General features: G+C 47.9%; 11 protein-coding genes. 1 reads left to right on the top strand and 10 read right to left on the bottom strand.

Annotated elements, in window-relative coordinates:
• Positions 1–7: 7 nt before the first annotated feature.
• The gene (gene hemN, locus AC3WJC_RS01540) at positions 8–1,375 is read left to right on the top strand and encodes an oxygen-independent coproporphyrinogen III oxidase (protein ID WP_492397307.1); all 1,368 of its coding nucleotides are present in this window, start codon (positions 8–10) and stop codon (positions 1,373–1,375) included.
• A 70-nt stretch (positions 1,376–1,445) separates the two neighbouring features.
• Here the strand turns inward: hemN and AC3WJC_RS01535 are convergent, their stop codons facing one another.
• The 10 genes from AC3WJC_RS01535 to AC3WJC_RS01490 form a co-directional block, all read right to left on the bottom strand.
• Positions 1,446–3,224: a hypothetical protein gene (locus AC3WJC_RS01535; RefSeq protein ID WP_492397306.1), complete on the bottom strand. Its 1,779-nt coding sequence runs from the start codon at positions 3,222–3,224 to the stop codon at positions 1,446–1,448.
• A 77-nt stretch (positions 3,225–3,301) separates the two neighbouring features.
• Positions 3,302–3,649 (bottom strand): hypothetical protein, encoded by a 348-nt coding sequence (locus AC3WJC_RS01530; protein ID WP_492397305.1) that lies wholly within the window; start codon positions 3,647–3,649, stop codon positions 3,302–3,304.
• Positions 3,650–3,745: 96 nt separating this feature from the next.
• Positions 3,746–4,432: a sulfite exporter TauE/SafE family protein gene (locus AC3WJC_RS01525; protein ID WP_492397304.1), complete on the bottom strand. Its 687-nt coding sequence runs from the start codon at positions 4,430–4,432 to the stop codon at positions 3,746–3,748.
• Entirely contained in the window at positions 4,429–4,869 is a 441-nt protein-coding gene (locus AC3WJC_RS01520; protein ID WP_492397303.1) for a FixH family protein, read from the bottom strand. Before AC3WJC_RS01520 ends, AC3WJC_RS01525 begins: the two co-directional genes overlap by 4 nt.
• A complete protein-coding gene (gene ccoG, locus AC3WJC_RS01515; RefSeq protein WP_492397302.1) occupies positions 4,856–6,247 on the bottom strand; it encodes a cytochrome c oxidase accessory protein CcoG in 1,392 nt (463 codons plus the stop codon). The genes AC3WJC_RS01520 and ccoG overlap by 14 nt, the downstream gene beginning before the upstream one ends.
• A 12-nt stretch (positions 6,248–6,259) precedes the next feature.
• A complete protein-coding gene (locus tag AC3WJC_RS01510; RefSeq protein ID WP_492397301.1) occupies positions 6,260–7,153 on the bottom strand; it encodes a cbb3-type cytochrome c oxidase N-terminal domain-containing protein in 894 nt (297 codons plus the stop codon).
• Positions 7,150–7,341, bottom strand: a complete 192-nt coding sequence (locus tag AC3WJC_RS01505) for a hypothetical protein (RefSeq protein ID WP_492397300.1) — start codon at positions 7,339–7,341, stop codon at positions 7,150–7,152. Before AC3WJC_RS01505 ends, AC3WJC_RS01510 begins: the two co-directional genes overlap by 4 nt.
• A gap of 5 nt (positions 7,342–7,346) precedes the next feature.
• Positions 7,347–9,479, bottom strand: coding sequence for a cytochrome-c oxidase, cbb3-type subunit I (gene ccoN / locus AC3WJC_RS01500; protein ID WP_492397299.1), 2,133 nt, complete (start codon positions 9,477–9,479; stop codon positions 7,347–7,349).
• A gap of 95 nt (positions 9,480–9,574) precedes the next feature.
• Positions 9,575–9,736, bottom strand: a complete 162-nt coding sequence (gene ccoS / locus AC3WJC_RS01495) for a cbb3-type cytochrome oxidase assembly protein CcoS (RefSeq protein ID WP_345332073.1) — start codon at positions 9,734–9,736, stop codon at positions 9,575–9,577.
• On the bottom strand, positions 9,733–12,117 hold the full coding sequence (locus AC3WJC_RS01490) for a heavy metal translocating P-type ATPase (RefSeq protein WP_492397298.1): 2,385 nt from the start codon (positions 12,115–12,117) through the stop codon (positions 9,733–9,735). The genes ccoS and AC3WJC_RS01490 overlap by 4 nt, the downstream gene beginning before the upstream one ends.
• Positions 12,118–12,202 lie beyond the last annotated feature (85 nt).

Genomic DNA, 12,202 nt, shown 5'->3' with positions numbered 1-12,202 from the left:
CAAAGCCATGCCCGTACCCGAAGCACTTACTGATAAATATAATGTTGCCGCGCCGCGCTACACCAGCTACCCTACTGTACCTTATTGGGATAACACCCCTTTTGATGCCGCAGACTGGGAACGCGCCGTAAAGGCATCATTTACGCAAACCAATAATACCGATGGCATCAGCCTGTACATACACCTGCCCTACTGCGAAAGCCTGTGTACGTATTGCGGCTGCAATACCCGCATTACCAAAAACCACAGCGTAGAGCAACCCTATATTGAGGCTGTATTAAAGGAATGGGGCATGTATAAAGCCTTGTTTATGGAGCAACCTGTGATACGTGAGATACACTTAGGCGGCGGCACACCAACCTTTTTTAGCGCGCAAAATTTGAGGACGCTGATAGAAGGTTTACTTGAAGGATCGAAAGTTCACCCGAATGCTGAATTTGGTTTCGAGGCGCATCCGGGTAATACGACTACAGAGCATTTGCAAACCTTGTACGATCTGGGTTTTCGCAGGTTAAGCCTCGGCATTCAGGATTTTGATCCGAAGGTGCAATTCATCATTAACCGTATTCAGAGTTTTGAACAGGTTAAAAAAGTAACCGACGAGGCACGTGCCATTGGCTACACCTCTATAAATTACGACCTGATCTATGGCCTGCCGTTGCAAACCGTAGCGAGCATGGCGGATACCCTGCACCAGGTTGCCCTGCTGATGCCAGACCGTATCGCCTTTTACAGCTACGCCCATGTGCCCTGGATAAAACCCGGACAACGCCGCTATACTGAAAAGGATCTGCCCAACGCGTTCTTAAAACGTAAACTGTATGATCTGGGTTGCGAGCTGTTTCAAAACATCGGCTACCACGATATTGGCATGGACCATTTTTCGCTAAGTACCGACAGCCTATACCAGGCGGAACAAGAGGGCCGTTTACACCGCAACTTTATGGGTTATACCCATCAGTACACCCAATTGCTTATTGGCCTCGGCGTATCATCCATCAGCGATTCATGGTATGCTTATGCGCAGAATGCTAAAAAGATTGATGAGTACCTGGATCTGGTCAATGCCGGCCGTTTGCCGCTTATTAAACTGCATCAATCTACCGACGAGGATATGCTGCTGCGCCGCCATATACTCAACATCATGTGCAAGGGTCAAACCTGCTGGAACCACCATACCCACCATTCTGCCGGGTTATTAAAAAGCATTGAGCGATTGGAGCCATTGCTGGATGACGGCCTGATAGAACTGAACTCCTGGTGCCTGAAAGTTACACCGCTTGGCAAACGTTTTTTACGCAATATATGTATGGCATTTGACGATAAGCTATGGCAAAACAAGCCAGCAACGCAACTATTCAGCATGAATGGTTAATAGATATTGATACCCGAACCCAATCCATTAACAATTAAGAAAAGCGGCTTTTGGCCGCTTTCCTGGTTTATTACCTGATGTTATTAAGCTGTGCTTCGCAGGTTTGCAGCATGGCTTGCATCTCCTGCAAATACTCCCGGGTTTGGTTGCTTATCTGGGGTATCAGTGCCTTATAATAATCAATACCCTGCTGTAGCTGCTGCCTGAATTTGTCGAGGTATTTTTCCTTTTTGGTGTTCATGTTATTTACCGAGCGGGCAACCTCCTTGTTCAGGTACTCCAGGTAAAGGTTCAGCTCGTTAATGAACAGGTTAGGGCGGTTCACATTTTTAAGCAGGTTGAGCTTGCCGTAGATGTGCTTTACCATTTCATCTAACGAGTAAGTAGCCTTAAAATAAGCCAGGTTCGGGCCCGGGCAAATGGCTACCGACTTGTTTTCGCGGGGTTTTAGCAGGTTGTTTTTAATATAGGCTGATACGGCCAATCCTTCGCAAAGGCATATTTTTTCGGTTACATCATTTATCTGTCGGGTCAGTTCTTCAAAAGGCAGATCAGCCGCCATGAGTTGCTCAATTTTTAAATGCTGATACTGGCGCGATGCTGTGCAGATGGGCTCGGCCGTAAACTCGGTATTGGTACACAAATACTTTTTAGTGCAGGGGCTGCCCGGGCGGTGCGCAGCTATACGCTTTAACCGCAACTGCTGTATGCTTGCCGGTTTAAAGTTGTTAAACAAAACACCCAGCGGAGAGGCCGCACTCACGTAAAAATCATCCGGCTGAGCATTGGTTAGCTGATTAAGTGTTTCCTCATCAACATTGGTAGCCTCGGGCACCAGCAAAAACGGGCTGCCCCAGCCGGTGGCATCCAGCGCGTAGTGCTCCAGCAAAAAGCTGTTCTCAGCAGCGGTGCCTATCCCCCCTTGTACACTGATGCGCGTTGACGGGTTATTAACAACGCTATATCCTTTGCCATTTAATGCCTGCAGATACATCGCCTGCAATTCATTAAACATGTCCTGGCGCTTTTCGCTAAACTCCTGCAATATGGGGCCAAGCAACAGGCCATCGGTTGCAAAGGCGTGGCCGCCGCAGTTCAGGCCCGATTCAATACGGAACTCATATACCCAGATGCCTTTTTTAGCCAGAAATTTTGCCTGTATCAATGCCGACCGGTAATCGCTCACCTTCAGTATCACCCGCTTGCGGGTATTGCCATCAGCATCCGGAAAAAAATCGCTGAACTCATCCAGGTAACTATACAACCGCGGGTTCATACCGGCTGATAGTATGACCGAGGCATTCAGGCCGCTTTGTGCAAAACCACGCAGGGCGGCTAAAGCATCCGTGTTGATCTCTCCTGTACTATGCCCATTCTTGTCAAAGTTCATTTTATCAACCTTGGCCATAATATTTACATCAATACTGCCGGGTTGCATCTCGCTGCACAGTTGCTGCTCCAGTTTGTGTCTCAGTTCGGCATCCTGGGTTTGTTGCAGCAACCCGTACTTTTGTTTTAATGCCGAGCCATCAGGCAGCAGATCAAAATAACGGTCAATATCGTAACCCTGGCCAAATGGCTGTTGCTTTAGCGCGATCATCTGCCGGGCAACATAGGTGTTCAGCATATCCAGGTACGCGGTTATTCGCCGGGCACGGTAATCGTGCTCATTTTTTTTGATCGGGATGTATTCATCGTTATGCTCACGAATGTGAAACTCGCGCATGCGCTCTACCAGTTCATCATTAACTATTGAAACTACGGATGATATGCCATAGCGGGCTACTTTAAGCGGTGTATCAATAGAAAAGGCAAGCCCTAAAACGGGAATATGAAAGTTGTGCATCATTATTAAAATCAATTATTATTCAATAAAAAAAGCGGCTGATAACCGCTTTTTTATTCATACCACACTAATCCTGTTTGTTAAACTATTACAATGATGATCATTGCCACGTGAATTAAAATACTGGCCGCGAACAGCTTGAGCACGGTACGGATACCGCCACCAGCCATATTGGCGATCAGGTTTGCAAAAAAGCAGATCATGGTTACGGCTAACACCGCGGCAGAGCCGTCAAAGTAGTAGCTCAATACTGCCGGGATGGGTAAAAATACTACGCCATGCACCATCAGTACTAAAAAGAACCATAAGGTTTGGTTGCTTTTTTGCGCGTCGGCAAACTCATTAAACTTGCTCCACAAGTTAAAATGCAGGGTTGCCGGTTGATTGTCACTTACAAAATGCGGGGTTATTGTTTTTATAGTTGCCATAACATTTATCGTTTTGTTTACAATTCAAAATTGCGGATAAACGCGTACCTGCACCATGACAGCCATCATTACAAAAAGTGACCTTACGCACATTTTTTATTTGCACAGCGCGGGTGCATCCATTGCCGGCGGACTAAGGTATGGCACATTAAGCGCCAGGCCCCGCAGCACAAACCACACCCCCAGGCATAGCATAAAATAAGGCACCACTATATTCAGCTTTCGCCTGAGCGATACGGTAAAAAAACCGCTGCCAAGCGCGGCGGCGAACATCAGCGGCAGTGTGCCCATTCCAAACCAAAACATAAACCCGGCTGAGTTTAAAACCGTACCGATGTTAACGGCGCCTACCAGTGCCAGGTAAACAAAACCGCAGGGCAGCAAGCCATTAAGCATACCTGTAATTAAATGCCCGGCACGCTTTTTTAGTGCCCATACCAGCATATTGTTAAACGGCTGCATCAACTTTACAGCGATGCCCGTACTTTTAACAGAGTGTTTAATTAAGCGGGATAAAGCCGCCAGTATGATGAGCACTCCGCTTACAATGCTCAACCCGTTCTGGATATTGGCCAGCCATATTTGTTTGCCTATCAACCCGATGATCAAACCGAGTATCACATAGCTTATGGTACGGCCCAACTGATAGATCAGTTTATCAAAAGCAAGCAGCCATGCCGAACGCCCATTGAAGGGCACGGCCAGCATTAACGGCCCGCACATGCCAATACAATGCACGCTGCCGAAAAGGCCGATAAAAAACGGTACCTGCCAGTCGCTCATGGTAAGGTGATCTCTTGTTTGTACAGGTATTGCCTGCCGCCTTGCTGCCAGTTAATAACCAGTTGCCACCGCCCCTGCTTAAAATCAGTTAACGGTACGCTGAACAAGCCACCCGTGCCGGTAGCCAGATCCATAGCCTTATCAAATCGTTGCCCTGATGGGCGGAGGAAGGTGAGTTTGCCGTTTGCCTCGCCGGTAAACTGTATATTCAGGGTGTTACCTGCTACCTTAATTACAGGCTCTGCATGATCTTGCTGTACATTTTTTTGCTGCGTGTATTCGCTGTTATAGGCCAGCCCTTTTTCGTAATAGCTGTTATCGTAATCATCGGCAGGCTGCCTTAACATGTAAACCGCCATGCAGATAATAAAGAGCATAAAGGTTACCATACCGGTAACCAGCCATTTGCCCCAATTCCAATTTTTAATTGCTTCCATAAACCGGTCCTATAAATGCTGTTGATATGGTGCTGAGCGTTTCATGGCCCCGCATCACTTTAATTTCAATATCTGTTTTAGCGCTTTTTATTTTGTTGGCAGGTATCATTAAAAAGAAAACCGCCTTGCCCTCGCTTTCGGCCTTTAAAGTACCCGGGGCCTGTATGTATTTTACTTTGATCTCAGGGTCATCAGTAACCAAGGTGATCTGTTGCGGCGTGCTGGTTTTGTTGATCAGATCGGCATTATAAATATTGCTGATGTAACCGCCCGGCTGCTCCTGGTAAAGCATCCCTGCCGACCGCAGTATGGTAACATCAACCGCGCTGCGTTTAAGCACAAACGAGGTAAGCACACCCAGCAGCACCACAATTACCGCGCTGTAAGCAACCATGCGCCCGTTAAACTTCGGCCGCTCCTTTTGGGCGATGCTTTCTTCGGAGTAAAAACCGATAAGGTTAAGCGGCTTGTTGATCTTTTCCATCACCTGGTTGCAGGCATCAATACAGGCGGTGCAGTTAATACACTCCAGCTGGGTGCCCTTGCGTATATCAATGCCTGTAGGGCAAACATCCACACACAATCCGCAATCCACACAATCGCCTTTTTTTGTTTGATCTTCCTTTTTAGAGATCTTACCCCGCGGTTCGCCACGCAAAAAATTGTAGGCCACCACCAGCGTGCTCTTATCAATCAGCACCCCCTGCAAGCGCCCGTACGGGCAGATCACGGTACACACAATCTCACGTATTTGGCTGTACACCAAATAAAACACCACGGTAAATATACAAATACTGATAAAGCCCGACCAGTGCATAGCAACCGGCTCGGTTATGATACCGATCAGTGTTTCTTTACCGATAATGTAGGCCAGGAAGGTATTGGCTATCAAATACGACAATACGATGAAGATGATATGCTTTGCTATTTTTTTGATCAGCTTTTCGCGGGTTAGCGGGCCTTCATCCAGCTTGCGGCGTTTTTTGGCATCGCCCTCTATCCAGATCTCTATCTTACGGAAAACCATCTCCATAAAAATGGTTTGCGGGCATATCCACCCACAAAATACCCGGCCGAACGCTATGGTGAACAATATGATGCACACCAACCCCGCCAGCATAGCCAGTACGAACAAAAAGAAATCCTGCGGCCAAAATACCTGCCCCAGTATTACAAAGCGGCGCTCCAGCACATTCAGCAGCAACAGCGGGTGCCCGTTTATACTGATGAATGGCCCTGCGAAAAACAGCAGCAAATAAACATAACTTAACAGGCTGCGGTACCGGTACAGCTTACCTTTGCGCACAACCGGGTACATCCATTTACGGCCACCGCTGTTGGTGGTGTTAGGCTGTTCGGTAAATTCGGCGGTAAGCATGTTCTTCAGTTTTTAAATAGATGCCGTTTTAGCGGCGGCATCACCATCCTTGTATAGATCGCCCTGCGCCTCTTTGGCACCGGCGGGTTTTGTTCCGTAAATTGATTTGATGTAGTTGGCTACATCGGCAATCTGTTTAGGCGTTAACTGTTTTTCCCAGTTAGGCATACCCTTGGCCTGCACGCCATACTTAATGGTTTTAAACAGGTCGTTTATTTTGCCGCCATGCAGCCAGTATTCATCAGTGAGGTTAGGGCCAACAACACCCTGCCCGTTCTCGCCATGGCAGGCGGCACAATGGGTTTTAAATACCGTAGCGCCCGATTGCAGCACCGCGCCATCCTTTGACAGGGTGACCGTATTTTCATCAACCCGGTTAGCCGATTTTGCCAAAAAAGCTTCCTTCTCTTTATTGGCGATGGTCATTTCAGTTTGATATTCCTCGTACTGTAACTGCCCCACGCCAAACACGTGGTAAACAAGAAGGTACCCGATAGCAAACACAATAGTGATGTAAAACAAGCCCATAAACCAGGCCGGTGTAGGGTTGTTCAGTTCCTTAATGCCGTCAAAATCATGCTCGGTAAGCAGCGATTCTTCTTCGGCCATTGGGCGTAAAGAGAGCAGCTTATTCACCAGGCTGTTTTTTAGTTGAGCGTGTACTAACTCGGCTTCAGGTTCCGCAGGTGAATTCTTAGCCTCGGCACCCAGCAGCAGGCGGGTGAGTACTTTAAATGTACGCAGCAGCACCAGCATGGTTACTACAAACAATACCAGCATCAGCATAATGGCACCGTAGCCAATGTAGTTCATGGTATCAACAGGCATCAGCGTATCATCGGCTGCCATTACAGGGGCAGTGCCTAAAGTTGTGATGAGCACAAACGCGGTCAATAGCTTTTTCATAGCTCTTGTATGTTTAAGTGTTTAGGTTGATTATCGCTCAGGGGTATATCGCTCATGTAGTCGGCATGTGGTTTTTTTATGCGGATAAGCATTATCGTTACCACGATAAAGAACAGCAGAAATATGGCTAACGAGGTGATGAGGTAAGCCTGGTTACCATCAATATCCTGTACAAATTGTTTAAACATGGCGCTTAGTTATTAGCGGTTTTAGTTACTTTAATATCAGTACCCAGGCGTTGCAGATAGGCTATCAGGGCCACTATCTCGCGGTCGCTTTGTACCTTGATCTTGTCTTTGGCCAGGTTATCGGCAATGCCTTTGGCCTGTTTATCCAGCTCGGTATTGGCCAGCTTGTCATAACCGGCGGCGTACGGCACACCCAGGGTGCGCATGGCGTTTATTTTTGATGCCGTGGTGGTGGTATCCAGCTTTTGGTTGATGAGCCAGTCGTAATTCGGCATGATACTGCCCGGCGACATCAGCCTTGGATCGAGTAGGTGGTTATAGTGCCAGGCGTTGCTGTACTTGCCCCCTTCGCGTTGCAGATCGGGTCCGGTACGTTTTGATCCCCACAGGAAAGGGTGATCGTACACAAACTCACCGGCCTTGCTGTACTCGCCGTAACGCTCCGTTTCAGACCGGAAAGGCCTTACCGTTTGTGAGTGGCAGTTAACGCAACCCTCGCGGATGTATATATCACGCCCCTGCAACTCCAGCGGGGTATAAGGTTTTACGCTGGCAATGGTAGGTACGTTTGAAGAGATGGTCATGGTTGGGATCAGCTCAATGATACTGCCTATCAGTATCACCAGTAATGAAAGTACCATGAGTTGTATCGGCTTACGCTCCAGCACCCGGTGCCAGAAGTTGTCGCCCTCGTTATGGGCTACAAAAACTTTTTCCAACGGCATCGCCTCGGCAGGCTCCTGCGCTACCAGCTTGCCTATGGCCATGGTGTGTGCCAGGTTATAAGCCATTACAATTACACCAACCAAATACAGCCCCCCGCCAACAGCACGCATAACATGCATCGGGATGATGCGCAGCGTGGTTTCTAAAAAGGTCGGGTATTTCAGGATGCCTTCGGGAGTAAACTCTTTAAGCATCAGCCCTTGTGTAAAACCGGCCCAATACATCGGCACGGCATAGAACAAAATACCCAGCGTACCTATCCAAAAGTGGAACGAGGCCAGTTTGGTTGAGTAAAGCTGTGTGCGGTAAATTCTCGGTATCAGCCAGTACAGTATGGCAAAGGTTAAAAAGCCGTTCCATCCTAAAGCACCAACGTGTACATGGGCTACTATCCAATCGGTAAAGTGGCCAATGGCGTTTACCTGCTTTAATGAAAGCAGCGGGCCTTCAAAAGTAGCCATACCATACGCAGTTAAACCAACCACCATAAATTTAAGTACCACATCATCGCGCACCTTATCCCACGCGCCACGCAGGGTAAGCAACCCGTTGATCATGCCGCCCCAGCTTGGCGCTATCAGCATAATAGAAAATACGATGCCCAGTGATTGTGCCCAGCCTGGTAGGGTAGTATACAACAGGTGGTGCGGCCCCGCCCATATATAAATAAATATCAGCGCCCAAAAGTGCAGGATACTCAGCTTGTATGAATACACCGGGCGGTTGGCCATCTTAGGCAAAAAGTAATACATCATGCCCAGGTATGGTGTGGTTAAAAAGAAAGCCACCGCGTTATGCCCGTACCACCATTGCACCAGCGCATCCTGCACGCCGGCATACAGGTAGTAACTTTTTAAACCTGATATAGGCAGCTCGAAAGAGTTAACGATATGCAGCACCGCTATGGTTACAAAGGTGGCAATGTAAAACCATATGGCTACATACAGGTGGCGCTCGCGGCGTTTAATGATAGTACCGAACATGTTGATGCCAAATACCACCCAGATCAGCGTAATGGCGATGTCAATAGGCCATTCCAGTTCAGCATACTCGTGCGAGGTGGTGAAACCCAGCGGTAGCGTAATAACTGCTGATACGATGATGAGCTGCCATCCCCAAAAATGGATCTTGCTAAGGGCATCGCTAAACATACGGGCCTTTAACAGGCGTTGCAGCGAGTAGTAAACGCCCATAAAAATGGCGTTGCCCACAAACGCGAAGATAACCGCGTTGGTGTGCAGCGGGCGTATGCGGCCAAAGGTGGTGTACTGGTTGCCCATATTCATGCCGGGTTTAAACAACTGCATGGCTACCAGTAGCCCTACCGTCATCCCTATAATTCCCCAAGCAATGGTGGCAATTCCAAAATTTCGTACAATCTTGTTATCGTAGTAAAATTTTTCGGGTTGCATAATATTGCGGTTAGTTCAAATAAATTAATGGTCTAAAATTACCTGGACTGCCCTGTCCGGCACGTGATGCCCGTTAGCCAAAAACATGATACAGATCATTTTTCGGCTTCGCCGGAGGTGTCATCATCCAGCAGGATGCGTACGGATGGGGTGTAAAGATCATCGTGCTGACCTTTGCGCTGCGCCCAAAAAAAGGCACATAAAAAGCCCAGGGCCAGCAGTATGCTGCACCCTATCAAAAAATAAATTATGCTCATAACAACTGGCGCTTTTTGGCTGCCACATGGGTGGCAATACTGGTGAATGATATGATGGTGGCCGTGCTCAGCGGCATCAGGATGGCCGCGGTTAGCGGTGATAGTTTGCCCGTTACCGCGAAACTTAAACCAATGAGGTTATAGGTAAGCGATATAAAAAAGGATATATGGATCACCTTCACGGTATCCTTAGCGAATTTTAAAAACCGCGGAAAACTTTTTAATGACCGACCATCCAGAATGGCATCGCTGCCCGGCGAAAAGTTATTCACGTTATCGGTAATGGCAATGCCCAGGTCGCTTTGCTTTAACGCCCCGGCATCATTAAGCCCATCGCCCAGCATACTTACTTTTTTGCCCCGGCTTTGCAGTTCTTTTACAAAATCCAGCTTTTGCTGCGGCGATTGCCTAAACAGCATGTCGGTATTATTAAAGTAAGGCAGCAACTCCCGGCGCTCGTGATCCTGGTCGCCGGATAAAAGGTAGAGATTGTAATCAGGCGATAAGGCGGCCACATCCCGCAAACCATCTCGGTATTGATGGTTAAAGCTGTAATAACCCTGGTATATCTCATCAATAACTACATGTACCATGGTGGTGTTGCCTAACTCATAACCGCCGCTTACTACAAATTCGCTGCTGCCAATGGCCACCAGACGATCGCCTATTACGGCACGGATACCCTTGCCCGGCACTTCGTTATAACCCGATACCGGCGAAACTGCACCCGCACCTAAATAAGCGCAGATCTGCCTGCTGAGGGGATGCCCCGAGTTGATACACACGCTTTGCACCAACTGCCTTTGCGCGGCCGAAAGCGTGGTATGGTCGGTAAGTATTTTATTATTGTTGCTGGTGATGGTTCCGGTTTTATCAAACACCAGGGTATTGATGCGGGCTAACTGCTCAACCACTGCGGTATTTTTGAGGTAAAAAAAGTTACGGTCGAACACGCTCAGCGCGGCCGACATGGTGAACGGCGTGCTCAGCGCCAAAGCGCAGGGGCAGGCCACGATCAGCACGGCGGTAAATGCCGATAGACCCCGCTGCCAATCAAACGGCAACCAAAACAACAGCGAACCAAAAGCGATAACCAGCAGCACGATGGTAAAATGCTTGCTCACCCGCTCGTTAAAGGTTTGCATGCGGTTATCCTGCCGGCGGGTAAAGGCCTCGTTGTTCCATAGCTGGGTAAGGTAACTTTGTGATACGGGTTTTACGATCTCCATTTCCAAAGCCTCGCCCATTTGGCGGCCTCCGGCATAAATAATTTCGCCCAAAGTTTTATTTACCGGTGCCGATTCGCCTGTTACAAAGCTAAAATCGATCATGGCGTTGCCTTTTAATAAGATAGCATCGGCAGGAATGATCTCGTTGTTACGAATACGGATTCGCTGACCCACTTTCAGATCGCTCAATGGAAGGGGCTTCTCCCCTTCATCAGCTATTACCTGCACCGCCACCGGGAAGAATGAACGGTAATCGCGCTCAAAAGAGATATGATAGTAAGTTTTACGCTGAACAAATTTGCCTACCAGCAGAAAGAACACCAACCCGCAAAGCGTATCTGCAAAGCCAGGTCCAGTATGGGTGAGTATCTCGGCAACGGTGCGTATAAATAGTACGGCAATACCCAGCGCCAGCGGGAAATCAATATTCAGCACCTTATTTTTAAGATTGTGATAAGCCGAGATAAAGTATTCGGTGCCGCTGTAAAACACTACCGGCAGCGATAACACAATATTAAGCCAGCCAAAAAACCGGCGGAAACTTTCTTCTTGTCCCGAAAGGCCTAAATATTCCGGGAAGCTCAACAGCATTACGTTGCCAAAGCAAAAACCGGCAACGGCTATCTTACGCACCAGGTTATCTTTTTGTCCGGCAGATTGTTTTTTGACCACATCCTGCAGGTTAATAAGCGGTTCGTAGCCAATATCAAACAGCAGTTCAACCACCTGGCGCAGGGTTATCTTACTATTATCAAAACGGATGTTCACCTGTTTTTTCAGGAAATCAATACGGCTGTAATAAACAGCGGGGTTAAGCCGGTGCAACTGCTCCAGCAACCAGATGCACGAGCTGCAATGGATGTAAGGAATATAAAAAGTAACGATGGTAATGCCGCCATCCGTAAAATCAACCAGGTCGCTGATGATCCTGGGTTCATCCAGGTATTCAAAGCGTTTATCGGTACGGGCACGGTTAGCGCCGGGGTGCTCGTTGTAATTATAATAATTACACAACCCGCTTTGCGATAGCACCTGGTACACCCCCCGGCAGCCTACGCAGCAAAACTCCTTTTCGTCAAACTGGTAGGTGGTTTCCTCACAATCCTGCCCGCAGTGGTAACATGTTGATTTTGCAGTGGTATTAACTAACATAATGCTCGCTTTAGTTAATACAAAAATGTGATAATCACCCCACCTGTTAAATGATGCAAAGAGGCCTTAAAAGTGACGTGCGTCA

The sequence above is a fragment of the Mucilaginibacter sp. FW306-07-L genome, from assembly GCF_058782065.1.
The sequence above is the reverse complement of the archived record's forward strand: the minus strand, read 5'-3'. Positions and strand labels throughout refer to the sequence as shown.

Coding starts and splice junctions, on each gene's coding strand:
- hemN (WP_492397307.1), top strand. CDS start 8: ATGCCCGTACCCGAAGCACTTACTGATAAATATAATGTTGCCGCGCCG.
- AC3WJC_RS01535 (WP_492397306.1), bottom strand. CDS start 3,224: ATGATGCACAACTTTCATATTCCCGTTTTAGGGCTTGCCTTTTCTATT.
- AC3WJC_RS01530 (WP_492397305.1), bottom strand. CDS start 3,649: ATGGCAACTATAAAAACAATAACCCCGCATTTTGTAAGTGACAATCAA.
- AC3WJC_RS01525 (WP_492397304.1), bottom strand. CDS start 4,432: ATGAGCGACTGGCAGGTACCGTTTTTTATCGGCCTTTTCGGCAGCGTG.
- AC3WJC_RS01520 (WP_492397303.1), bottom strand. CDS start 4,869: ATGGAAGCAATTAAAAATTGGAATTGGGGCAAATGGCTGGTTACCGGT.
- ccoG (WP_492397302.1), bottom strand. CDS start 6,247: ATGCTTACCGCCGAATTTACCGAACAGCCTAACACCACCAACAGCGGT.
- AC3WJC_RS01510 (WP_492397301.1), bottom strand. CDS start 7,153: ATGAAAAAGCTATTGACCGCGTTTGTGCTCATCACAACTTTAGGCACT.
- AC3WJC_RS01505 (WP_492397300.1), bottom strand. CDS start 7,341: ATGTTTAAACAATTTGTACAGGATATTGATGGTAACCAGGCTTACCTC.
- ccoN (WP_492397299.1), bottom strand. CDS start 9,479: ATGCAACCCGAAAAATTTTACTACGATAACAAGATTGTACGAAATTTT.
- ccoS (WP_345332073.1), bottom strand. CDS start 9,736: ATGAGCATAATTTATTTTTTGATAGGGTGCAGCATACTGCTGGCCCTG.
- AC3WJC_RS01490 (WP_492397298.1), bottom strand. CDS start 12,117: ATGTTAGTTAATACCACTGCAAAATCAACATGTTACCACTGCGGGCAG.